The organism is Pseudomonas sp. GW821-FHT04C07 (assembly GCF_059420325.1).
Window position 1 is genome coordinate 310,978 of record NZ_JBWKTM010000003.1, and the last position, 23,167, is coordinate 334,144.

24 protein-coding genes and 1 pseudogene are annotated in these 23,167 nt (G+C 56.6%); 9 read left to right on the forward strand and 16 right to left on the reverse strand.

Going from position 1 to position 23,167, the window contains the following annotated elements; genetic code table 11:
• Positions 1-55 precede the first annotated feature (55 nt).
• Complete coding sequence (glpK, locus tag AC07UI_RS08155; RefSeq protein ID WP_494992000.1) at positions 56-1,561, reverse strand: glycerol kinase GlpK; 1,506 nt, start codon at positions 1,559-1,561, stop codon at positions 56-58.
• Positions 1,562-1,649: 88 nt separating this feature from the next.
• Positions 1,650-2,489 (reverse strand): MIP/aquaporin family protein, encoded by an 840-nt coding sequence (locus tag AC07UI_RS08160; protein ID WP_494992001.1) that lies wholly within the window; start codon positions 2,487-2,489, stop codon positions 1,650-1,652.
• Between the two features lie 382 nt (positions 2,490-2,871).
• Between AC07UI_RS08160 and ybaK the strand changes: the two genes are divergently transcribed.
• Entirely contained in the window at positions 2,872-3,342 is a 471-nt protein-coding gene (gene ybaK, locus AC07UI_RS08165; RefSeq protein ID WP_494992002.1) for a Cys-tRNA(Pro) deacylase, read from the forward strand.
• Between the two features lie 119 nt (positions 3,343-3,461).
• Entirely contained in the window at positions 3,462-4,244 is a 783-nt protein-coding gene (locus AC07UI_RS08170) for a PhzF family phenazine biosynthesis protein (RefSeq protein ID WP_494992003.1), read from the forward strand.
• Between the two features lie 120 nt (positions 4,245-4,364).
• Here the strand turns inward: AC07UI_RS08170 and AC07UI_RS08175 are convergent, their stop codons facing one another.
• Entirely contained in the window at positions 4,365-5,474 is a 1,110-nt protein-coding gene (locus AC07UI_RS08175; RefSeq protein WP_494992004.1) for an ABC transporter ATP-binding protein, read from the reverse strand.
• The gene (gene argF / locus AC07UI_RS08180; RefSeq protein WP_494992005.1) at positions 5,471-6,391 is read right to left on the reverse strand and encodes an ornithine carbamoyltransferase; all 921 of its coding nucleotides are present in this window, start codon (positions 6,389-6,391) and stop codon (positions 5,471-5,473) included. The genes AC07UI_RS08175 and argF overlap by 4 nt, the downstream gene beginning before the upstream one ends.
• 554 nt (positions 6,392-6,945) lie before the next feature.
• Here argF and AC07UI_RS08185 point away from each other — a divergent pair.
• Together AC07UI_RS08185 and grxD are read left to right on the forward strand one after the other, a co-directional pair.
• Positions 6,946-9,054: a molybdopterin oxidoreductase family protein gene (locus AC07UI_RS08185; RefSeq protein WP_494992006.1), complete on the forward strand. Its 2,109-nt coding sequence runs from the start codon at positions 6,946-6,948 to the stop codon at positions 9,052-9,054.
• Between the two features lie 124 nt (positions 9,055-9,178).
• The gene (gene grxD / locus AC07UI_RS08190) at positions 9,179-9,520 is read left to right on the forward strand and encodes a Grx4 family monothiol glutaredoxin (protein WP_150643657.1); all 342 of its coding nucleotides are present in this window, start codon (positions 9,179-9,181) and stop codon (positions 9,518-9,520) included.
• Positions 9,521-9,730: 210 nt separating this feature from the next.
• Here grxD and bfr read toward each other — a convergent pair whose 3' ends face one another.
• Together bfr and AC07UI_RS08200 are read right to left on the reverse strand one after the other, a co-directional pair.
• A complete protein-coding gene (gene bfr / locus AC07UI_RS08195; protein ID WP_494992007.1) occupies positions 9,731-10,201 on the reverse strand; it encodes a bacterioferritin in 471 nt (156 codons plus the stop codon).
• 200 nt (positions 10,202-10,401) lie between these two features.
• On the reverse strand, positions 10,402-10,620 hold the full coding sequence (locus AC07UI_RS08200) for a bacterioferritin-associated ferredoxin (RefSeq protein WP_489071701.1): 219 nt from the start codon (positions 10,618-10,620) through the stop codon (positions 10,402-10,404).
• A 316-nt stretch (positions 10,621-10,936) separates the two neighbouring features.
• Between AC07UI_RS08200 and AC07UI_RS08205 the strand changes: the two genes are divergently transcribed.
• Complete coding sequence (locus tag AC07UI_RS08205; protein ID WP_494992008.1) at positions 10,937-11,539, forward strand: peroxiredoxin; 603 nt, start codon at positions 10,937-10,939, stop codon at positions 11,537-11,539.
• Positions 11,540-11,613: 74 nt separating this feature from the next.
• Here AC07UI_RS08205 and rnt read toward each other — a convergent pair whose 3' ends face one another.
• Positions 11,614-12,291: a ribonuclease T gene (gene rnt / locus AC07UI_RS08210; RefSeq protein ID WP_494992009.1), complete on the reverse strand. Its 678-nt coding sequence runs from the start codon at positions 12,289-12,291 to the stop codon at positions 11,614-11,616.
• Positions 12,288-13,334, reverse strand: coding sequence for a dihydroorotase (pyrC, locus tag AC07UI_RS08215; protein WP_494992010.1), 1,047 nt, complete (start codon positions 13,332-13,334; stop codon positions 12,288-12,290). The genes rnt and pyrC overlap by 4 nt, the downstream gene beginning before the upstream one ends.
• A 170-nt stretch (positions 13,335-13,504) precedes the next feature.
• Here pyrC and AC07UI_RS08220 point away from each other — a divergent pair, with 170 nt between their 5' ends.
• On the forward strand, positions 13,505-14,413 hold the full coding sequence (locus AC07UI_RS08220; RefSeq protein WP_494992011.1) for a flagellar protein MotY: 909 nt from the start codon (positions 13,505-13,507) through the stop codon (positions 14,411-14,413).
• A 129-nt stretch (positions 14,414-14,542) separates the two neighbouring features.
• Positions 14,543-15,760 carry an argininosuccinate synthase gene (locus AC07UI_RS08225; protein ID WP_494992012.1) on the forward strand — a complete coding sequence of 406 codons (1,218 nt, stop codon included), beginning with the start codon at positions 14,543-14,545 and terminating at the stop codon, positions 15,758-15,760.
• A 441-nt stretch (positions 15,761-16,201) separates the two neighbouring features.
• On the opposite strand, the pseudogene AC07UI_RS08230 reads toward AC07UI_RS08225, so the two are convergent.
• Positions 16,202-16,474, reverse strand: a pseudogene (locus AC07UI_RS08230) (hypothetical protein); the annotation flags it as partial.
• A gap of 804 nt (positions 16,475-17,278) precedes the next feature.
• Between AC07UI_RS08230 and AC07UI_RS08235 the strand changes: the two are divergent.
• Positions 17,279-17,905 carry a response regulator gene (locus AC07UI_RS08235; RefSeq protein ID WP_494992013.1) on the forward strand — a complete coding sequence of 209 codons (627 nt, stop codon included), beginning with the start codon at positions 17,279-17,281 and terminating at the stop codon, positions 17,903-17,905.
• 21 nt (positions 17,906-17,926) lie between these two features.
• Positions 17,927-18,127 carry a hypothetical protein gene (locus AC07UI_RS08240; RefSeq protein ID WP_494992014.1) on the forward strand — a complete coding sequence of 67 codons (201 nt, stop codon included), beginning with the start codon at positions 17,927-17,929 and terminating at the stop codon, positions 18,125-18,127.
• 32 nt (positions 18,128-18,159) lie between these two features.
• Here the strand turns inward: AC07UI_RS08240 and AC07UI_RS08245 are convergent, their stop codons facing one another.
• The 7 genes from AC07UI_RS08245 to AC07UI_RS08275 form a co-directional block, all read right to left on the reverse strand.
• Entirely contained in the window at positions 18,160-18,339 is a 180-nt protein-coding gene (locus AC07UI_RS08245; protein ID WP_494992015.1) for a PA3496 family putative envelope integrity protein, read from the reverse strand.
• Between the two features lie 107 nt (positions 18,340-18,446).
• Positions 18,447-19,085: an endonuclease III gene (gene nth / locus AC07UI_RS08250; RefSeq protein WP_489071710.1), complete on the reverse strand. Its 639-nt coding sequence runs from the start codon at positions 19,083-19,085 to the stop codon at positions 18,447-18,449.
• Positions 19,086-19,110: 25 nt separating this feature from the next.
• A complete protein-coding gene (locus tag AC07UI_RS08255; RefSeq protein WP_494992016.1) occupies positions 19,111-19,701 on the reverse strand; it encodes an Rnf-Nqr domain containing protein in 591 nt (196 codons plus the stop codon).
• Positions 19,694-20,305: an RnfABCDGE type electron transport complex subunit G gene (locus AC07UI_RS08260; protein ID WP_494992017.1), complete on the reverse strand. Its 612-nt coding sequence runs from the start codon at positions 20,303-20,305 to the stop codon at positions 19,694-19,696. The genes AC07UI_RS08255 and AC07UI_RS08260 overlap by 8 nt, the downstream gene beginning before the upstream one ends.
• Positions 20,302-21,297, reverse strand: coding sequence for an RnfABCDGE type electron transport complex subunit D (locus AC07UI_RS08265; protein WP_494992018.1), 996 nt, complete (start codon positions 21,295-21,297; stop codon positions 20,302-20,304). Before AC07UI_RS08265 ends, AC07UI_RS08260 begins: the two co-directional genes overlap by 4 nt.
• On the reverse strand, positions 21,284-22,483 hold the full coding sequence (gene rsxB / locus AC07UI_RS08270; RefSeq protein ID WP_494992019.1) for an electron transport complex subunit RsxB: 1,200 nt from the start codon (positions 22,481-22,483) through the stop codon (positions 21,284-21,286). The genes AC07UI_RS08265 and rsxB overlap by 14 nt, the downstream gene beginning before the upstream one ends.
• Positions 22,480-23,067, reverse strand: coding sequence for an Rnf-Nqr domain containing protein (locus AC07UI_RS08275; RefSeq protein ID WP_494992020.1), 588 nt, complete (start codon positions 23,065-23,067; stop codon positions 22,480-22,482). Before AC07UI_RS08275 ends, rsxB begins: the two co-directional genes overlap by 4 nt.
• Between the last annotated feature and the right edge of the window lie 100 nt (positions 23,068-23,167).

Below are 23,167 nucleotides of genomic sequence, written 5' to 3' on the forward strand. Positions count from 1 at the left end.
GCCGCACGAATCCACTCCCTACCAGTTACATGCCGATACGAGTCCGTGCTCTGGCTTATTTAGCCTCCTCGTGCGGCTCCCAGTCACGGGTGCGGCTCACCGCTTTTTTCCAGCCGGCGTAGAGTTTTTCCTTCTCGGCTTCGGCCAGGTGAGGTTCGAACTCGCGTTCGATCACGGCCTTGCCGCGCAGCTCATCCAGGCTGCTCCAGAAGCCACAGGCCAGGCCCGCCAGATAGGCTGCACCCAGTGCGGTAGTCTCACGCATCTGCGGGCGTTCGACGTGAGTGCCGAGAATGTCCGCCTGAAATTGCATCAGGAAGTTGTTGGCAACTGCACCACCGTCGACGCGCAGGGCTTTGAGGCGTTCGCCGGAATCCTGTTGCATGGCGTCGAGCACGTCGCGGGTCTGGTAGGCAATCGATTCCAGGGCTGCGCGAATGATGTGATCCACGCGTACGCCACGGGTCAGGCCGAACAGCGCGCCACGGGCATAGGGGTCCCAATACGGGGCGCCCAGACCGGTGAAGGCCGGGACCAAGTACACGCCGTTGCTGTCTTTGACCTTGTTGGCAAAGTATTCGGTGTCGTGAGCGTCGTTGATGATTTTCAGCTCGTCACGCAGCCACTGCACGGTGGAGCCGCCATTGAACACTGCGCCTTCCAGCGCGTAGGCGACTTCGCCACGCGGGCCGCACGCGATGGTGGTGAGCATGCCGTGACTGGATTTCACGGCCTTGTCGCCAGTGTTCATCAGCAGGAAGCAGCCGGTGCCGTAGGTGTTTTTCGCCTGGCCGGGTTCGACGCACATCTGGCCGAACAGCGCGGCCTGTTGGTCGCCGGCAATCCCGCCGATAGCGATACCGCTTTTGGTATGGCCGTAGATTTGCGAAGACGACTTCACTTGCGGGAGCATCTCGCGCGGAATATCCAGCACCTCAAGCATCTTCGCATCCCACTCCAGGGTGTGGATGTTGAAGAGCATGGTGCGCGATGCATTGGTGTAGTCGGTAACGTGGGTCTTGCCGCCGGTAAACTTCCAGATCAGCCAGCTGTCGACGGTGCCGAACAGCAGTTCGCCGTTGCGAGCACGTTCGCGGCTGCCTTCGACGTTGTCGAGAATCCATTTCAGTTTGGTGCCGGAGAAGTACGGATCGGTAACCAGGCCGGTGGTTTCGCTGATGTACTGCTCATGGCCATCGCGTTTGAGCTGCTGGCAGATCTCGGTGCTGCGTCGGCACTGCCAGACGATCGCGTTGTAGATCGGGCGGCCGGTGGTTTTGTCCCAGACCACTGTGGTTTCGCGTTGGTTGGTGATGCCGATGGCTGCAACCTGATCGTGATGCAGGCCGGCTTGAGCCAGGGCTTCGACCATCACCGCACTTTGGGTGGCGAAGATTTCCATCGGGTCGTGTTCGACCCAGCCGGCTTGCGGGTAATGCTGGGCGAATTCGCGCTGAGCGGTACAGACCACGTTGGCGTCGCGGTCGAAAATGATCGCCCGGGAGCTGGTCGTACCCTGATCGAGGGCAATGATGTAGTTCTTGTTCTGAGTGTCGGTCATGTCGATTGCCTTGGACGAAATAAGGGAGTGGGGTGGGGCGCGAGATCAGGGTTGGGCAGGATTTCGCGCCGCCGGTTTCAAGAAATTCTTACATTGCGTCAATAGCGCGTTCTGCATCCTTTGTAGCAGGTATGGCGACGGGCAGATGACGAGCAATCAGCCCGCGATAGGCGGCAGCGCCAAGGCTGGCACCAACGATCGGGGCAAATACCGGAATCAGGAAGTAAGGAATATCGCGCCCGCCGGTGAAAGATATTTCACCCCAGCCCGCGAAGAAGGTCATCAGTTTAGGTCCGAAATCCCGAGCCGGATTCATCGCGAAACCCGTCAGCGGCCCCATCGAGCTACCAATTACGGCGATCAGCAGGCCAATCAGCAAAGGCGCCAGCGGACCGCGCGGCAGACCGTTGTTGTCATCGGTCAGAGACATGATCACACCCATCAAAATGGCGGTGATGATCACTTCAACCAGGAACGCCTGGCCAGTGGACAGGGCAGGGTTCGCATAGGTGGAAAACACCGATGCCAGTTCCAGGCTGGCCTGGGTGCCACGGATCATGTGATGGGTTTGTTCGTAATCGAAGAACAGGTTGCTGTAAAGCGTGTAAACCAACAACGCTGAGCAAAAGGCACCGGCGATCTGGGCGAAGATGTAAAACGGCAGCTTGCGCTTTTCGAAGTCGGCAAAAATGCACAGTGCAATACTGACTGCCGGATTGAGGTGCGCGCCGGAAATGCCCGCGGTCAGGTAGATCGCCATGCTCACGCCGACCCCCCAGATGATACTGATTTCCCATAAGCCGAAGCTGGCACCCGCGACCTTGAGCGCGGCGACGCAACCAGTACCAAAGAAAATCAGTAGAGCAGTACCCAGGAACTCGGCCATGCATTGGCTTGAGAGCGAAGGTTGTTGTAGAGCAGTCGTCATTGAAAACCTCGTTTATTGTTGTTGTCCGGCGCTTTTGGAAAGGCTCAGAGTGCGATTTTCACCAAGGCAAGAATCCCCATCTTTGCCTCGGCTTGCTGCTGGGTACGACTTTGGAACTGTTGGATCCATATTCAGATTCGAAAAAATATAGACAAGAAACACTGATGTCAAAGGTCGAAAGTGAACCATCGGTCATTTTTTAACTAACCGTCGTCAAAATGATCGCGTTACGGGTGTGCGAGGACGCTGCCAATGAGCAGGATGATGGCCGCTTGATTCAACGGTGAGCTGGCGTAACGGCGGTGCAATAGAGCCTTTTGCCAACCGATGACCTAGAATCTGTCATCAGCGATTTATTCCATTAGCCAAGCCTGGAGCTGCCATGACCCCCGCATTGGATTTGTTGAAAAAAGTTCGTGCCGAACATCGAGTGCACAGTTACGAACATGATCCGAAGGCGGCTTCTTATGGTCTGGAGGCGGCAGAAAAGCTGGGTCTCGATCCTGCTCAGGTGTTCAAGACGCTGTTGGCGGCCAGCGAAAAAGGGGAATTGTTGGTGGCAGTGGTACCGGTCGTCGGAAGTCTGGATTTGAAGGCGCTGGCCCATGCGGCGGGGGTGAAGAAAGTCGAGATGGCAGACCCGGCCGCTGCGCAACGGGCGACGGGTTATTTGTTGGGGGGGATCAGCCCGTTGGGGCAAAAAAAGCGTTTGCGGACTTTCCTCGATAACAGCGCACAACCTTTCGCAAGTATTTTTGTCAGCGCCGGGCGCCGGGGCCTTGAGGTCGAGTTGTCAGCGGCTGTGCTGGCCGAGCATACCCAGGCGACGTTTGCCGATATTGGCCGGGCTTGACCTCTGAACGACGGTCTTTGAATCGGCGCTGTATGGTGGAAATTAACCTGCTCTGTACCTAGTTCCGGATTGCGCCCGGGCGCATGCTCGCTGTCGCATATTCAAGGAGAGGTAGGGTGATGCAGTTTGAATTTCATCAGGTCGACGCGTTCAGCGATCGCCCGTTCAGTGGCAACCCGGCAATGGTCTATCGGCTTGATGTGTGGCTCGCCGATGAGTTGATGCAGAAAATCGCCGCCGAGCACAATCTGGCCGAAACCGCTTTCCTGGTGCGCGAAGTTCAAGGCTGGCATATCCGTTGGTTCACGCCGACCACTGAGGTGCCGCTGTGTGGGCACGCCACGCTGGCCAGCGCCTACGTCCTGTTCGAGGTTTATAGGGAGCCGGTCGAGCGGCTCGACTTCATCAGCAAGTCCGGCCCCCTGAGCGTCAGTCGTGAAGGTGAGCGGCTGTGGCTGGATTTCCCGGTGGTTGTGCCCCGCGAGGTTGGCGTGAAGCTGGAAGTGGAGCGAGCACTGGGCGTGGAGGTGGTGGAGGTTCTGGGTTCCAACGAATTGTTTGTGGTGTTGGAGTCCGAGCAGGCTGTCCTGGATTGCCAGCCCGACATGGTCGCTTTGGCCAAACTTGCGTGGCTGGGAGCGATCGTCACAGCGCCGGGCAACACGCATGATTTTGTCTCACGCTATTTTGCCCCGGCGATTGGAATCAACGAAGACCCCGTAACCGGTTCGACCCATTGCAGTCTGATTCCTTACTGGTCGCAGCGTTTAGGCAAGTCGAGCCTGACGGCGTATCAATGTTCGGCGCGGGGAGGGGAGTTGTTCTGTCGTCTGGAAGGGGATCGGGTGAAGATCGGCGGCAATGCCACGTTGGTGGCCAGCGGGAAGTTGATGCTGGGATAGGGAGGGGTCGTAGGAGCGAGGCTTGCCCGCGATGCAGGTGCCGCAGTGCTACCGATAACCGCGCTATCGTTCATCGCGGGCAAGAACCAGGCGTCCCCCCCCCTGCTCCTGCAAAAAGCATCAACTGGCGGTGCAATAACGCCGGACACCGGACTCCACCGCCGGGATCTGCGCCGCCGTGCTGCCCGAGGCCTGAAACAACACCAGATGTTCTGCCGCCACGCGAATGCCGACATCGGCCCCCACAGTATGATCGACATGGCTCGGGAAGATTGACTCCAGCTGGCTACCGGTCGGCAATTGCAGGCGATACAGCGTCGATGCGCCGAGGAAGGTTTTACCGATGATTCGCGCTTTCAGCTCACTTTCCGGTGCATAGACGATATCGTCCGGACGCAGTAACACGTCGACAGCGCCGCCAATGGGCCACGTATAAGCGCGGTTGCCGCGCAGTACACCCAGTTCGGTCTGCACCGATTCCGGGCTGAGTAACTGGCCGCGAATAAAATAACCCTGGCCGATAAAGCTCGCGACAAAGGGCGTCAGCGGCTCGTGGTAGAGGTTATACGGCGTGTCCCATTGCTCCAGTCGACCTTCTTTGAATACACCGACATGATCGCTGACCGCGAACGCTTCTTCCTGATCGTGGGTTACCAATATGGCGCTGGTACCACGAGCCTTGAGAATATCCCGCACCTCATGGCTGAGCTTGCGGCGCAGTTCACCGTCGAGGTTGGAGAAGGGTTCGTCGAGCAACAGCAATTGCGGCTCCGGCGCCAGTGCGCGAGCCAGCGCGACACGCTGCTGCTGGCCGCCCGACAACTCATGGGGAAAACGCTTGCCGAGGTTTTTCAGGTTGACCAGTTCGAGCAGTTCTTCGCTCACACGGTCCTTTTGCGGATGCTCGCGGATCCCGAAAGCGATGTTCTCGGCCACGCTCAAGTGCGGAAACAGCGCGTAGTCCTGGAACACCATGCCGATCCGTCGTTTCTCGGTCGCCAGGGTGAAACTGGCACTGGAGATGACTTCACCGGCCAGCTTGATTTCACCTTCATGCACCGGCTCGAAACCGGCAATCGCCCGCAGGGTAGTAGTCTTGCCGCAACCGGACGAGCCGAGCAGGCAACCTATATCCCCGGCATTGAGGTGCAGGTTGAGGTTCTGTACAACCCGTTGGTCTTGATAGCCGCAGGCCAGGTTGCGCAGGTTAAGCAGTAATGGCTGGCTCATGCGTGGTGGTATGCCGGTTCGACCAGAAATTCGAGCAGGGCCTTTTGTGCGTGAAGACGGTTTTCCGCTTGATCCCAGGCGACAGAGCGTTTGTCGTCGAGCAGGTCGAGGCTGATTTCTTCACCGCGGTGAGCAGGCAGGCAGTGCATGAACAGCACGTCCGGTGCGGCGATATCGAGCAGGGCGCGAGTCACCTGGAAGGGCGCGAACAGCGCGAGGCGCTTGGCGGTTTCCTCTTCCTGGCCCATGGAGGTCCAGACGTCAGTGCTGATCAGGTGAGCACCGATCGCCGCATCCCGAGGATCGCGGACGATGGTCACGCGATCGCCGGCCTTGGCGACGAATTCAGGGTTTGGCTCGTAACCTTGCGGGCAGGCAATACGCAGTTGGAAGTCGAACTGAATGGCCGCTTCTATATAACTGTTGCACATGTTGTTGCCGTCGCCGATCCAGGCAACGGTTTTGCCCTGGATCGAACCGCGGTGTTCAAGGAAGGTTTGCATATCGGCCAGCAACTGGCACGGGTGCAGGTCATCGGACAAACCGTTGATCACTGGCACGCGGGAATTGGCGGCGAATTCGGTCAGGGTGCTGTGGGCAAAGGTACGGATCATCACCGCATCGAGCATGCGCGACATGACGATCGCGCCATCACCTATCGGCTCGCCACGGCCCAATTGGGTATCGCGTGGCGACAGGAAGATCGCTTGGCCGCCCAGCTGGATCATGCCGGCTTCGAAAGATATACGGGTACGGGTCGAGGACTTCTCGAAAATCATCCCGAGAACGCGGTTTTTCAGTGGCTCGAAGAGTACGCCGCGGTTGCGCAGGTCCTTCAGTTCGATGCCTCGACGAATCACGCTGACCAGCTCTTCGGACGTGCAATCCATCAGGGAGAGAAAGTGCCTTGCGCTCATCATTAACTACCTTTTTGCAACAGACCGCAGATACTCAAAGCCGGGTTTATTCGAAAAACGGGCGAGACCTGCGGCGGAAGCCGCACGGGGCGACGAAATAGGGGAAGGCGCGATCTTGACATTAAATGTCGCGTCTTACCAATAGGGCTACGGTTTTTAGGGGAGTTCAGAGGTGCTACGAGGAGGTCGCGGTAGCGCTTTTGAAGCCTGTTTCCTGACAGTAGCCCAGCATTTGTACACTGCCCTCGAGCAGCTTGGCAATCAAACGGGGCGGGCAAGGCAGCGTAACGGTCGGTTTCTGACTCTTCAGCCGGGGTTAATGTGGGCAGGATCTATAAGGCAGGCCCGGCTGAAACATTTCCTAATGTAAAAAACCGGGCTCGACGAGCACTGGCGGCTGATCGGTGAGCCGGGCTTTTGCGGGGGGGGGCATCGGTTGGCCTGATATCCTTCGATTCACAAGACGAACGTCGCTGGCGCAGGAGTCGGTCAGGCACCATAGTTTTGCTCCCGCAGCCTGACGCTGGTTGCCTCGAATAAAATAGAGACTGGCCATGACCAAGACTCTCCATCACCGTGCCTGCCATCTGTGTGAAGCCATCTGCGGTTTGACCATCGAAACCACTGCAGTCGACGGCGCTGGCGTACAGATCACCTCGATCAAGGGTGACCCGCAGGACACTTTCAGTCGCGGTCATATCTGCCCCAAAGCGGTAGCGCTGCAAGATATCCAGAACGATCCGGACCGCCTGCGTCAGCCCATGCTCAGGGTTGGCAGCGAATGGCAGCCGATCGACTGGGATGAGGCATTTGCGCTGGTAGCCGAACGGCTTGGAGCGATTCAGGAGCGTCATGGCCTCAATGCCGTGGCGGTTTATCAGGGCAATCCCAGCGTGCATAACTATGGGCTGATGACCCACAGCAATTACTTTCTCGGTTTGCTGAAAACCCGCAACCGGTTTTCCGCGACCTCGGTCGATCAGTTGCCCCAGCACTTGAGCAGCCATTTGATGTACGGCCATGGCTTGTTGCTGCCGATTCCGGATATCGATCACACCGACTTCATGCTGATCCTGGGTGGCAATCCGCTGGCCTCCAATGGCAGCATCATGACCGTGCCGGATGTGGAGAAGCGCCTGAAGGCGATTCAGGCGCGGGGCGGCAAAGTTGTGGTAGTCGATCCACGACGCAGCGAAACGGCGGCCATCGCCGACCAGCATGTGTTTGTCCGTCCGGGCGGCGATGCGGCGCTGTTGTTCGGGTTGCTCAACACGTTGTTCGATGAAGGCCTGACTCGCGAGAGCCATTTACCTGTGGATGGTCTTGATGAGGTTCGCCAGGCCGTCAGCCGTTTCTCTCCAGAGGTGATGAGCGCGCTCTGTGCAGTTCAGGCCGGGCAGATCCGCCAGTTGGCGCGGGACTTCGCTGCCGCGGACAAGGCTGTCTGCTATGGCCGTATGGGCGTTTCCACCCAGTCATTCGGCACCCTGTGCCACTGGCTGGTGCAGCTGATCAATCTGGTGACCGGCAATCTTGACCGGGTGGGTGGTGCGCTGTGCACGGAACCTGCGGTGGACCTGGTGGCTTCGACCTCGGGTGGTCATTTCAATCTCTGGCAAAGCCGGGTCTCAGGGCGTCCTGAATATGGTGGTGAGTTGCCGGTGTCGGCGCTGGCCGAAGAAATGCTCACCGAAGGGGAAGGGCAGGTACGGGCGCTGATCACGGTAGCCGGAAACCCGGTGCTGTCGACGCCCAATGGCCGGCAACTCGAGCAGGCGCTGGACGGGCTGGAGTTCATGCTCAGCATCGACTTGTACATCAACGAAACCACCCGTTACGCCGACTTGATCCTGCCGTCGACGTCAGCGCTGGAGAATGATCACTACGACACCACGTTCAATATGTTTGCGGTGCGTAACGTCAGCCGTTTCAATCGGGCGATTCTGGCCAAACCCGAGGGGGCGTTACACGATTGGGAAATTTTTGTCGGCCTGGCTCAGGCCTTCGCAGCGAAGAGCGGCAAACAACTCAAACCAACCATTGCCCCGGCGCAAATGATCGACCGAGGGCTGCGTGCGGGTCTATATGGCGATGCTTCGACGTATAAATTGTCTGTCGCGACCTTGTTCGACTATCCCCACGGGATCGATCTTGGGCCGCTAAAAGCCAATCTTGGGCCACGCTTGAAGACTGCCAATCAACGCGTTCAGGCGGCGCCTGCGGCGATTCTGGCTGACCTGGAGCGTTTTGCCGCGCAGCAAGCGCCATCGGCCGATGAACTGCTGCTGGTCGGCCGTCGACATGTGCGCAGTAACAACTCCTGGATGCACAACTATCACCGCCTGGTGAAAGGCAAACCGCGTCATCAATTGCTGATGCACCCGGATGACCTGGCCAGTCGCGGCCTCAGTGATGGGCAGCGGGTGCGTGTCAGCTCACGGGTCGGAGCCATCGAAGTTGAAGTGTTGGCAAGTGTTGAGATGATGCCGGGTGTGGTCAGTCTGCCTCATGGTTGGGGACATGCGCGGCCAGGTGTGCAGATGGGGATTGCCAGCGGCCAGCCGGGTGCCAGCGCCAATGACCTTACTGATGAGCGACAGCTGGATGAGCTTTCGGGCAACGCAGCGTTGAACGGCGTGCCGGTCAAGGTGGCGGCTGCCTGAGTGCTGCTGGATGAAATCTGCGATGATGAGTGTCTGTCGGGGAGACCGAGCATGGCGCCCGGCTTTCCGTTACAATGCGCCACCGTGCCGACAACTGAGTCGGAAAGTTCAGCCGAGGTGCTTCATGGATATCATTGAAACTATTAAAGAGCAGATTGCCAACAACACCATTCTGCTTTACATGAAAGGCTCGCCGAATGCCCCGCAGTGTGGCTTCTCTGCGAAAGCCGCTCAGGCCGTCATGGGCTGTGGTGAGAAGTTCGCTTATGTGGACATCCTGCAGAACCCGGAAATCCGCGCCAACCTGCCAAAATACGCCAACTGGCCAACCTTCCCGCAATTGTGGGTCGGCGGTGAGTTGGTCGGCGGTAGCGACATCATGACTGAAATGGCCGCCGACGGTTCATTGCAGGCCACGATCAAAGCTGCTGTCGAAAAAGCCGCAGCGAACAAGACCGAAGCCTGACGCAATCCTGTAGGTGTAGGAGCCGAGCTTGCTCGCGATAGCCGCGTAGCGGCGGTGTATCAGTCTCGCCGCGTTATCGTTGACGTTCATCGCGAGCAAGCTCGCTCCTACAGGAGGGAGTGGATAATCACCGCGTTACATAGGCAATAAAAAGCCCCGCCTCTCGAAAGAAGGCGGGGCTTTTTGTTACGTCGAGATTTTGGCGCCAGGTTATTCGCCCATCTGCGATTGCAGGTAGTTCTCAAGACCGACTTTATCGATCAGGCCCAGTTGGGTTTCCAGCCAGTCGATATGTTCTTCTTCGGACTCGAGAATATCTTCCAGTAGTTCACGGCTACCAAAGTCACCAGTCACTTCACAGTGAGCGATGGCTGCCTTGAGGTCGGCGTGGCCGGTTCTCTCGATGCGCAGGTCGCACTCAAGCATTTCCTTGGTGTGTTCACCAATATGCAGCTTGCCGAGGTCTTGTACGTTTGGCAGGCCTTCGAGAAACAGGATGCGCTTGATCAGCTTGTCCGCATGTTTCATCTCGTCGATGGATTCGTGGTACTCGTGTTTGCCGAGTTTGTTCAGGCCCCAATCTTCATACATGCGCGCATGCAGGAAGTACTGATTGATCGCGACCAGCTCATTGGCAAGGATCTTGTTGAGATGCTGGATGACTGTAATGTCGCCTTTCATGATGGGAGTCCTGTCCTGTCTTCGCTGTATATAAAGCAGAGTTTGAGCCGCGCAATTACAAGTGTCAAACCTAAGTTATTGAATAATATATGAAAATTAATCGGAATAAGAATGTTTGTGTTCCGCGTCTTAGTGCTAAGCGATTGAATTCTAGGCATAAAAAAACCGGACATTAAGTCCGGTTCTTTCAAATACGTAATTTAAGCGGCGGAAAATTCTACTGGGTAGGGGATCGCGGCCTGGCTGCTTTGCAGTTCGGTCAGGGTTTCGCGTACCACTTGTTTGGCAAGGCATGCGCATTTGCCGCATTGGCTGGCAACACCGGTGGCTTGGCGCACCTCACGGTAGCTGCAGCAACCGTCAAAGATCGCATCGCGGATTTGCCCGTCAGTGACGCCTGTGCAGAGGCAGACATACATATGTGAGAACCGTCGCTGGTTATGGCTCAATTGCGATGGATCTTAATGTTAACGAGAATGATTGTCAAAGTGCTTTCTGAAAGCTTTGAGCTGGCATGGGGGTTGGCTGACGAACGGTATTGGAGCTTTGATGTTGATGCCTTCAAATGTCAGACCGGCTTTTTAACGTCGTTATAAAAACCGCTAAGGACAGGTCAAAAACGCGGTGTATGATGCTCGGTCCTTGCGAAGGGAGATCACGTCACAGAGTTGTCGCTGACCCGTGGCAGACTTGGCTGGATCTTGTCCTTCACTCCACCACACCAGGAGATATCCAATGAGCGTACTCGTAGGCAAACAAGCCCCTGACTTCACCGTCGCCGCCGTACTTGGCAATGGCGAGATTGTAGATAGCTTCACCCTGTCCTCGGCCATCAAAGGCAAATACGGCCTGGTGTTCTTCTACCCACTGGACTTTACCTTTGTCTGCCCGTCCGAGCTGATTGCTCTGGACCACCGCATTCCTGAATTCAAGGCGCGCAACGTTGAAGTAGTCGCTGTTTCCATCGACTCCCACTTCACCCACAACGCCTGGCGCAACACCCCGATCAATGCCGGCGGCATCGGTCAGGTTCAATACACCATGGCTGCAGACATGAAACACGAAATCTGCAAGGCCTACGACGTTGAGTCCGAAGGCGGCGTGGCCTTCCGTGGCGCATTCCTGATCGACGACAAAGGTGTTGTCCGTTCGCAAATCGTCAACGACCTGCCACTGGGCCGTAACATGGACGAACTGCTGCGTCTGGTCGATGCCCTGCAATTCCACGAAGAGCACGGCGAAGTTTGCCCGGCTAACTGGAAAAAAGGCGACAAAGGTATGACCGCTTCGCCAGAAGGCGTTGCTGCTTACCTGAGCGAGAACGCCGGCAAGCTGTAAGCTGCGCGTCACGCATAAAAAAACCGGCTGAGAGGCCGGTTTTTTTATGGGCGTGATTTCTTCAGGCGACGTGATCAGTCGTTAAAGTCTTCCCAGCCACCCATTTGTTTCCAGCGGTTGACGATGCCGCAGAACAGCTCGGCAGTCTTCTCGGTATCGTAGCGCGCCGAGTGTGCCTCGCGACCGTCGAAGTCGATATCGGCAGTCTGACAGGCCTTCGCCAGCACGGTTTGACCATACGCCAGACCGGCCAGCGTTGCAGTGTCGAAGCTGGAGAACGGGTGAAAAGGGTTGCGTTTCATGTCCAGACGCGCGACAGCGGCGTTGAGGAAGGCCAGATCGAAGCTGCTGTTATGCCCCACCAGAATCGCGCGTTTGCAGCCATTGGCCTTCAGGGCCTTGCGTACGCCGCGGAAGATGTCGGTCAGGGCCGTTTCTTCGCTGACCGCCATGCGCAGCGGATGATCGAGCTTGATCCCGGTGAACTCCAGAGCCGCTGCTTCGATGTTCGCGCCTTCGAAAGGCTCGACCCGGAAAAAATAGGTGTGTTCGGGGAACACGAAACCTTTTTCGTCCATGCCGATGGTGACTGCTGCGATTTCCAGCAATGCATCGGTGGCAGAGTTGAAACCACCGGTTTCAACATCGACGACTACCGGCAGGTAGCCACGAAACCTGGCCGCCATCGGATGGCGCGAACCGCCGCCACCGTTATGGCCGTCTTGGTCGTCGTCGAAATGGTCTTCACTCACGAGTGTTTCTCCAGCAGACGCCAGCGCAGTTTTTCACCGGCGCGCAGCGGGATTACAGACAGCTCGCCAAACGGCAGGCTGGTAGGGGCGGTCCACTCTTCGCGAACCAGGGTGATGCGGTCGGTGTTTGCGGGCAGGCCATAGAAGCGCGGCCCGTGCAAACTGGCGAAGCCTTCGAGCTTGTCCAGCGCATTGCGCTGTTCGAAGGCCTCGGCGTACATCTCGATCGCAGCATAAGCGGTGTAGCAACCGGCACAACCACACGCGGCTTCTTTGGCGTGTTGAGCGTGCGGTGCCGAATCGGTGCCGAGGAAGAACTTCTCGCTGCCACTGGTAGCGGCGTCGAGCAGTGCTTCCTGGTGGATATTGCGTTTGAGGATCGGCAAGCAATAGAAGTGCGGGCGAATCCCGCCAACCAGCATGTGGTTGCGGTTGTACAGCAGGTGATGGGCGGTGATGGTTGCGCCCACATTGGCGTCAGCCTCACTGACGAACTGGACGGCCTCGCGGGTGGTGATGTGTTCGAACACCACTTTGAGTGTCGGGAAGCGTTCCACGACCCGACGCAGGTGTTCGTCGATGAACAGCTTTTCACGGTCGAAGACATCGACGTCGCTGCGAGTGACTTCACCGTGAATCAGCAACGGCATCCCGACTTCGGCCATGGCCTCCAATGCGGGAAAGATCTTGTCGATGCTGGTGACACCAGAGTCCGAGTTGGTGGTCGCACCGGCCGGATAGAGCTTGGCAGCGTGGACGAAACCACTGGCCTTGGCCTCGCGAATCTCTTGAGGCTCGGTACGATCGGTCAGGTAGAGCACCATCAACGGTTCGAAACGGCTGCCGGCCGGGCGCGCAGCGAGAATGCGCTGGCGATAGGCATCGGCTTGCGCGGCGTTGCGCACCGGTGGTACCAGGTTGGGCATGATGATGGCGCGACCAAAGGTGCGCGCGACATCCGCAACAGTATTGGCTAGCACAGCACCATCGCGAAGATGTATATGCCAGTCGTCGGGACGCAGCAGGGTCAGGCGGTCGGACATTGGGGATTCCAGGCGGGTCAAACTGAAGGGAATGCTACCGGAAAAGACTCTCTCAGGCACTCGCTATCAAGTTTTGCAGCAAGCTTCCGATATCCCATAGGTGTGCTGTAAACAAGTGATATGCCGTAAACGTGTGTCGGTCTTTTGTGTAGAAGCCAGTGGAGCCTCCCGTGCGCCAGCGTTATTTAGCCTTGCTCAGTGTGTTTGTCAGCCTGCCCGCGATGGCTCTGACTTTCCAGACGCGTCTGGAGAGCATCGAGTGGAAGGTCGAAGGCGACAAGTTCGAGTGCCGTCTGACCCAACCTATTACCGATTTTGGCTCGGGTGAGTTTGTTCGGCGTGCAGGCGAGCAGGCGACGTTCCGCCTCAAGGCCTACAACTCGATGCTCGGTGGCGGCTCGGCGACCTTGTTGGCGGCGGCTGCGCCCTGGCAGCCGGGGCGCGGCGACATCAATCTGGGTTCGGTGAGAGCCGGCAGCGGCGATGTACTGTTTAACAGCTCGCAGGCGCAGGCCGGTCGATTGTTCAGTGGCCTGATGGATGGTCGTAGCCCGGTGGTTCGCCATTATTCCCGTGAGGGTCGTGTTTCCGAAGTTCGTTTGTTGCCGGTCAAATTCAATAAGGCCTACAGCGACTATCAAGCGTGCACAGCCAAGCTGTTGCCGATGAACTTCGAACAAGTGAAGCATGCCGAGGTCGGCTTTCCAGGCGGTGGCATTGACCTGGATGCGCAGGCCAAGGCCAGATTGCAGGTGGTGCTGGAGTTCCTCAAGGCTGATCCAACCGTCAATCACATCGAACTGGACGGTCACTCGGACAACAGCGGCAATCGTCTGACCAATCGCGATCTGTCGCGGCGCAGAGCCTTGGCGGTGATGGACTTTTTCAAGGCCAACGGCATCCAGGAGTCGCAGATCAGCATGCGATTTCACGGCGAGAGTTATCCTCTGGCGCCCAATACCAATCCCGCCAATCGGGCCAGGAATCGCCGGGTCAATGTTCAGCTTGAGCGTGTTGCACCTGCCGAAAAGCCGGCCCCCCAGATCAGCTCCACGGGCAATACCGCGGCGACGTCCTGAAACCGCTGTAATCGTCGCTCGCTCGACATAATCTGTCGCTTCATCGTCATAAGCTGTCGCGCCTCTGTAAAATATCCGGTTTGAGCGGTAGACTAGAAAGCTTTCCGTACAACCCGGTGGAGTAATGGCATGGCGGACGTAAACAAGGTCGTTCTGGCGTATTCCGGCGGCCTGGACACTTCGGTGATCCTCAAGTGGCTGCAGGATACTTATAACTGTGAAGTGGTGACCTTCACCGCTGACCTGGGTCAGGGCGAAGAGGTCGAACCTGCACGCGCCAAGGCACAAGCCATGGGCGTGAAAGAGATCTACATCGACGATCTGCGCGAAGAGTTCGTCCGCGATTTCGTTTTCCCTATGTTCCGCGCCAACACCGTTTACGAGGGCGAGTACCTGCTGGGTACCTCCATCGCTCGTCCGTTGATCGCCAAGCGCTTGATTGAAATTGCCAACGAAACCGGCGCCGACGCCATTTCCCATGGTGCAACCGGCAAAGGTAATGACCAGGTTCGTTTTGAACTGGGCGCCTATGCGTTGAAGCCTGGCGTCAAAGTCATTGCTCCATGGCGTGAATGGGATCTGCTCTCCCGTGAAAAGCTGATGGATTACGCTGAAAAGCACAACATCCCTATCGAACGCCACGGCAAGAAAAAATCCCCGTACTCGATGGATGCCAACCTGCTGCACATCTCCTATGAAGGTGGCGTGCTGGAAGACACCTGGACCGAGCACGAAGAAGATATGTGGCGCTGGACCAAGTCGCCAGAAGACGCTCCGAACGTTGCAACCTATCTTGAGTTGACCTATCGCAATGGCGATATCGTCGCTCTGGACGGCGTTGAAATGACTCCGGCCACGGTCCTGGCCACGCTGAACCGTATTGGCGGCGAAAACGGCATCGGCCGTCTGGATATCGTCGAGAACCGCTATGTCGGTATGAAGTCCCGCGGGTGCTACGAGACACCTGGTGGCACCATCATGCTGCGTGCTCACCGTGCAATCGAGTCGATCACCCTGGATCGCGAAGTCGCTCACCTTAAAGATGAGTTGATGCCTAAATACGCTAGCCTGATCTACACCGGTTACTGGTGGAGCCCTGAGCGTCTGATGCTGCAACAGATGATCGATGCCTCTCAGGTGCACGTGAATGGCGTGGTTCGTCTGAAACTGTACAAAGGCAACGTCATTGTCACCGGCCGTAAGTCCGATGAATCGTTGTTCGATGCCAATATTGCGACTTTTGAAGAGGATGGCGGCGCTTACAATCAAGCGGATGCTGCTGGCTTCATCAAGCTCAATGCATTGCGCATGCGTATTGCCGCAAACAAAGGTCGGAAGTTGTTCTGATTGCCTGAATGCGACTCAAGAAAATGGCCCTGCTGCACGCAGGGCCATTTTTTTTGCATGTTATGTTTAGTTCAAGCTGCCTTGTTCGGTGTGAACGCTTGAATGACGCTTGATGTGGCGTTGTTTTCATCCTGCCTCACGCAGAATTCGGGTTGTTCTACCCCGTCTTGATTCTGCTTTTGTTGCGTTGATCTGCCGGGTATCAACGGTGTGCCAGCGGTGCAGTGCCAAAGGCAAATGAAGAGTGTGATGTGCGAATAAATTGATATGCACAGGTGCGGCTTGTCCATGGCGTGATGAGTAGCGCTACTCCTGCTGTCGGAATATGTGGTTCTGTGGCGGGCATCCAGGCAACTATGCCGGTGGGCGGAAGTCTTTCTCCTTGTCGGCGGTGTGATTTTTCTGTTTAAGTAACTCAGGGCCTGGAGGGGTGGTTTTCACTCTTTCCGGACGAGCTGCATCGTCAATGATTTTGATGAAGTGCTTTCCTTTCTCGAAATCGGAAGGCGCGTACAGTGATTTGTAGTTGAAATTCAGCGTGGCAAAGAAAAGCAGTATCAGGACATAGGGGAAAGTAATCAGGAACCAGACATAGACTTGACGTTCCTCGTAGTCAAGAAATGGAAATGATACAGCTGCCGAAGCTTCTGTTAGCGCTGCGAAGATGGCAATGATGGTCATTGGGTTGGTTGTTTTCTTTCGGTGTCTATTCATTTTTATCTCACTTGATAGTGTTGTTTTTATATCCTTGATTTCACGTTGGTGGAGACGCAAGCAGCTAGATGGCTTGATTAAATGCGGCTGCCATCCAGCTCGACGTTACTTTGGGGTTTGCGTATAAATAGGGGATTCCCTTCAAGCGTTGAAGTCGGTACGGATTGCTCATTATCGATGCTCACGACAAGTATGGGCGTTGTGCAGGTTGGTGGTTTGGTTTTCTGTTGGGTTTTTATTGCTGCTTGTAATGATTTCAGGCCCGGTTTGACAATGGGCAGAACGGACGTAATAGGTGCGAGTAGGCGTCTGGCAGGTCAGTTCAGTACAGGGAGTATCCTGTGGGTTGTGCAGTGCCCATGCGGCTAGTCCGTCTTGTATTGGAAAGTTGATGCTGTGTATTACCTTGAGTGGTGAGATGCTTGAAGCGGCGGATTGTTGCCTGGAGTGAATTGTTTCTTTCCATTGCTAAATACCCATGGTTGCACTGAAGTGCAGGTGGCTGAGTGTCATTCAATAATAATCTGCCACAAAATAACTAACGACAATTCAGCCTGAATGATTCGACGAGCTTCCATTGTGGACGTCATGTGATACAAAAAAGATCGTCAAACCAAGGTGGGTAGCAGGCTGATTAAATTTTAAGACACATCCTTTTCGGTGTTTTTTTGTAGGGTAAATCCGTGTTGTTTGTAGGTATGGTCTCTGGGTGCTGGTGACCGGGGGGGGCACGATGCCAAGGGGGAAATGACTAGGCTATTGTGCAGACTCTAAAAAATCGAACAACGAAAATTGGACTTGCCCATGAATAAAGTGCTGATCGTGGATGATCATCCCGTCATTCGTCTGGCTGTACGCATGCTGATGGAGCGCCATGGCTATGAAGTCATCGCGGAGACGGATAATGGCGCGGACGCCTTGCAGCTGGCCCGTGAGCATGTGCCGGATATTGTTATTCTGGATATCGGAATTCCAAAACTTGATGGTTTGGAAGTTGTCGCGCGTCTGACTTCAACACCCCAGCCTTTAAAAGTGCTGGTATTGACCTCGCAGGCGCCAGGACATTTTTCCATGCGTTGTATGCAGGCCGGTGCCGCGGGGTATGTGTGCAAGCAACAAGATCTGACCGAACTGCTTAGCGCGATCAAGGCAGTGCTTTCCGGTTACAGCTATTTTCCCAATCAGGCGTTGCATACTGTGCGTTCGAGTTTGGGGAATGCCAGCGAAGCGGATATGGTCAACCGTCTTTCCGGTCGGGAAATGATGGTGCTACAACAACTTGCACGTGGAAAGACCAATAAGGAGATTGCCGATGGAATGTTTCTCAGCAATAAAACAGTCAGTACATACAAGACGCGCTTGCTGTTAAAGCTTAATGCCCGCTCATTGGTTGACCTGATTGAGCTTGCACAACGCAATGGTTTGGTTTGAGTCGCGATACGCGAGAATGTAATGACCGGTGTGGCGATGGCGGGTGGCATTGCGCGTTACTCGGTGTTCATCGGTTTATCCAGGTCTACCCGAGTACTCGCACAGCATGCTTTTCTCTTGGCGCCCTTGCAGATGCCACCTGTTTTCCATGACCGGTACTGCTCTATCGCCGACGGGATGTCCATGGGAAAAACGGTGGTCAAGGTGCTGGGCAGCCAATAAAAAAAGCCTCCGCTTCGGGAGGCTTTCAGGTGCTAAAGATCAAAATCGTAATCGGCCAATTGCTTTTGCAGACGGCGCTCTTCCAGAAGATTATCAATGGTGCGGCGTTTGCTCAGATTGGTCTTTGCCACCTCCACCACAGGCTCGGCATCCTCTGCTTCAACGGCGGTGAAGTCGTCTTCTACGTCCAGTTGCTCTTTACCAGCGCTCATAAGGTTAACTCCAGGCTAAGACTGCCGTTGGCGCTCCTTATAACGATAATCCGGTGGCGGGTAAAAAAGATTTTTTCAATCGATCGATCGTCAAAATCTATGCTTGCTCAATCGTCAGAGGTCTTGTGCTTGTATTCGCACAGGTCTTCTATCCGGCAGCTGCCGCAGCGTGGCTTGCGAGCCTGGCATACGTAGCGTCCGTGGAGGATGAGCCAGTGGTGCGAGTCGAGCAGAAATTCCTTGGGCACGAACTTCATCAGTTGTTTTTCCACCTCAACGACATTTTTCCCCGGAGCCAGTCCCGTTCGGTTACTGACCCGAAAAATATGCGTGTCGACGGCCATGGTGAGCTGGCGAAAGGCTGTATTGAGCACCACGTTAGCGGTTTTGCGTCCCACTCCGGGGAGTGCTTCAAGCTCTTCGCGTGTTTGCGGAACCTCACTGTTATGACGCTCTACCAGTAACCGGCAGGTCTCGATCACGTTCTTCGCTTTGCTGTTGTACAGGCCAATGGTCTTGATGTATTCCGACAACCCTTCGACACCGAGGGCATAGATCGCTGCAGGTGTGTTGGCAACCGGGAATAGTTTTGCTGTGGCCTTGTTGACCCCGACGTCAGTCGCTTGGGCGGACAAAATCACTGCAATCAACAGTTCAAACGGCGAGGAATAGGCCAGCTCGGTTTTCGGTTCCGGATTGTCCTCGTGAAGCCGGCGGAATATTTCCAGACGTTTTGCAGCGTTCATGGGTAGAGCGTTTCCTTGACGGCAGTCAGTGTGGTTTCGAAGAAGCGGCCCAGGCCTGTTTCGCGGCGATCAACAACCCTAGCAGGATAAAACCACCTGGCGCCAGAGTGAGCAGGCGTGGCCCCGTATCCTGAGCCCATAACCAAAGCTGCCAATGATTATCGGTGGATCCTGCCAACCACGACAGATGGGCACCCAGGGAACCCGTTCCCAGGACTTCTCGCAGCGTGCCAAGCGCAACCAGCAGCGCGCCGAACAGGCCTGACAGTCGTAGGCGGTCAGACATAGAGCACTGTTCGAAAAAACCGTTGAGCTCAAGCAGCACGCATTGAAGGGCAATCAGCCCAAGATAAATTCCCAGGCTTTGATGCAGTTCAAAAGCCCGGACTTGCAAGGCCAGTTCTGCACAACTGACGATCGTGGCAGCCAGCACGATATTGGCCATCAGGCGCAGGCTCGGGCTGAGCCAGGTCCGAATCGCTTTCATGGCCATGCCATAGATTGCGATGATCAGAATGGACATCAACCACAAACCGGTGGCCTTCACCAACGTGTCGCTGACGCCAATCAGTGGCGCGAGCGTCAGCGAATTGCGCAGTGTCGTGGTGTTAGTCATGAGCAGGCTTTCCTGTGAGTTGCGCCTGATGCTCGTCAAAATAACGCAGCGCCTCATGAATGGCACTTATCACCGACCGTGAGGTAATCGTTGCTCCGGCCATCTGATCAAACTGGCCACTGTCCTTTTTAAGTGCCCAGCCCGAATCGGGCGGATCATTGCGTGATTTGCCGGAAAAACTCTGCAGCCAAGGGTTTGGGGTCGTTGCAATTCGGCCTCCAAGCCCTGGGGTTTCTGACTGTTTGAGGGCTTTTACACCGAGTAGCTTGCCGTTTGCCCCGATCCCGATCAACAGCTCTATAGGGCCTGCGTAGCCCACCGTTTGACTGTGCAGAATCACCGCGCTGGGTTGACCGGATTGAGTCGCCAGATAGCCGCCAAGCAATCGGCTACTGCCAAGCTCTACGTCCGTGAGCGAGAGCGGCTGATCCAGTGGCTGATTGTCGTAGCTTCCCTGGGGCAGCATTTCCAACAGGTTACGGTTTTGTATTGCGCGTTGTTCTGCCGCGATGCGTGGCGTGGCGACTTGTTGCACCAAGAAGGTCGCAGTTGCACCCAGACCGGCCAGTAACACCAGAATCAGTATGCCGACATTTGTGTTCATGGCTCAGAAGGCTCCGGCTGGGGAGCGAAAAGGCGCTCTAGCGCGGGTACGGTGAGGTTCATCAACAACACGGCAAACGCCACGCCGTCTGGATAACCGCCCCAAGTACGAATCAGGTAGGTCAGCAGGCCAACGCCGGCTCCGAACAGCAACCTGGCTTTGGGGCTCCTGGCGCCAGAGACCGGCTCGGTGACGATAAAGAACGCCCCCAGCATGCTCGCGCCCGTCAACAGGTGGAACAGAGGAGAACCATGGGAGTCTGAGCCCGAGCCGTTCCAGCACAGCAGACTGATGATAAACAGACTGGCAAGCATGCCGACCGGGGCGTGCCAGCTGAATACCCGACGTTGCAGTAGAAACGCGCCGCCGGCGAGGAACGCCAGATTGACCCACTCGGCTCCTTTACCCCCAAAGTGACCGAACGCGGCATTGCCGGCGAACAGTTCGTCCATGGTCAGGCTTTTGTTGATCCGCACACTGTCCAGGGCGGTGGCCTGGACCCAGGCGTCGGGTGCCGAGGCGCTGAAACTGAAGCCCAATACCTGTTGCAAGCCACCGAGCAGATCCATGCCGTGGGAGGCCGGCCAGTGCGTCATCTGCTGCGGAAACGACACCAGGACCAGTGCGTAACCAAGCATGGCGGGATTGAACGGGTTTTTACCCACACCGCCATACAGGTGTTTTCCAAACAACAGCGCGAACGCGGTTGCGCTCAGCGTCAGCCACCATGGGCAGTAGGGCGGTAATGCCAGGGCCAGCAATGTCGCGCTGACCAGCGCGCTTCCATCGCTCAGAGAGGGCTTGAGGGGACGCCTGCGTAAACCGAGGACGGCAGCCTCAACGGCCAGCGCTGTGGAACCGGCCAGCAGCAAGTTGATCAGTACCCCCCAGCCGTACAACCACAGCAACACGAAAATCCCTGGCAGTGTTGCCAGCAGCACCAGCTTCATTGCCTGCTGAAGGCGCTCATCAACCCTTTCAAGAGGCGACATAAGCATTGACCTGACGCTCAGCTTCGCTCAGCCGGTTTCGAGCCTTGGTCAGGAGGTCTGCTGGTGTCTCGGGGTGTCGCTCAAGCTTGCTGACATCCGCTCGAGCGTAGGCCAATTCGGTTTTCAGCTGCCGCAGGCGATTATCGATGGGCCGTTTCTCGACCCGCAGCAGATCGGGAGCGGGTTGCTCACTGGCATTCTCGGCGCGGTGCAAAGCCTGCTCAGCTTCAGCCAGGGCAGTAGCCAACTGCGCAATTTGCTCGATCGATGCTTCGCTGCTCCGAGCTTTTTGCAGTTCGGCGCGGCGCATGGCCAATTGAATTTTCGCGCGCTTGAGGTCGGCGTCCTTGGCCGGAGCCGGCTGTGGCGCGAGTGTTGCGCTGCTCTCCAGCTGCGCCAACGCAAGTTCTGCGACCTCGAACTGTTGTTGCAGAATGATCAGTTGCGACTGCTGTTCAAAGGTTGGCGGATGCCCGAAGGCCTTCAGCGACTTGTTCAGTTGTGCGCGGCTCATTGCCAGTTCGATCTTGGCCTTTTTCAAGGCCGCATCGGCAGCGGCGGCTTTCTGCGCCTGAACCCGATCGATGGCTGCTTGAACCGGGTCGACTGACACTTCGCTGTGCTGCTGGGCGCGTGCGTGGCGTTCGGCCAGCTTTTGCTCTTCTTCGCGGCGCAGACGAGCGTTACGCTGTTCGAAACGATGACGCGCGTGATTGCGCTTCTTGGTCCGGGCGCGTTGTTCTTGCGGGCTGAACGCCAGCCCTCCGACAATCGGCACCACCGTGGCCAGCGGCAATGGATGCATTTCAATGCAATCTACCGGGCAGGGCGCCACGCAGAGGTCGCAACCGGTGCATTCGTCGATGATCACTGTGTGCATCAGCTTGGCCGCGCCGACAATCGCATCCACTGGGCAGGCCTGGATGCATTTGGTGCAGCCGATGCATTCGGCTTCACGAATAAAGGCAACTTGCGCAGGGGCCGATCCACGTTCCGTGTCCAGCTCCAATACCGGTACTTTCAGAAGATCGGCCAGCGCCGAAATGGTCTCACTGCCACCCGGTGGGCACTTGTTGATCGCCTCACCGTTGGCAATGCCTTCAGCGTAAGGTTTGCATCCGGGGTGGCCGCATTTACCGCATTGGGTTTGCGGCAACAGGGCATCTATGCGTTGAATCAGACTCATGTTTTGATCAGTCCGGTGAAACCGAGAAATGCCACGGCCATCAGCCCGGCGCTGATCAATTCGATCGGCAAGCCGCGAAAGGGCAGAGGGACGTCATTATTGAGGGTGCGCTGACGCAAGTCGCTGAATAGACTCAACACCAGCCAGAAGCCCAAGCCTGCGCCGAGGCTCAGCGCGATCGTATAGCCCAGGCCTTTGTCGCCCTGCGTGCTGAGCAGGACCAGGCCGAGGACGCCAGCATTGCCCACCAACAGAGGCCAGAGGCTGCTCAATGGCAGCTGTGGGAAACAGCGCGAAAGCAGGCTCAGGATTGGCCTGATCAGCAAAATGCTGAGGGGCAAAAAGACAAACAAACGCAGCGACGTCAATGCCAGCGGAACCAGCAGGTAATGGTAGAGCGCATAACCGAGGACGCAGCTGATCAGCATCAGGCAGGTTGTTGCGATGCCCAAAGCATGCACTTGCTGGCGCTCGGCACCCGGTTCGCGGATTGTCTGGAGCAGCGGATCGACGCCCAGCGGCCATTGCAATACGAAATTATTGATCAGGGCAGCGCTGATAAGCGTGAGAAGAAGGTCGGTCATGATCGTGCCGGGTTGAGCGAACAGGTCTGTAGCCTAAAGATTAGGCCTTATCCGGCAAGGAGGAAGGGCCCACCGGATATGAAAATCCCCCCGCCACGAA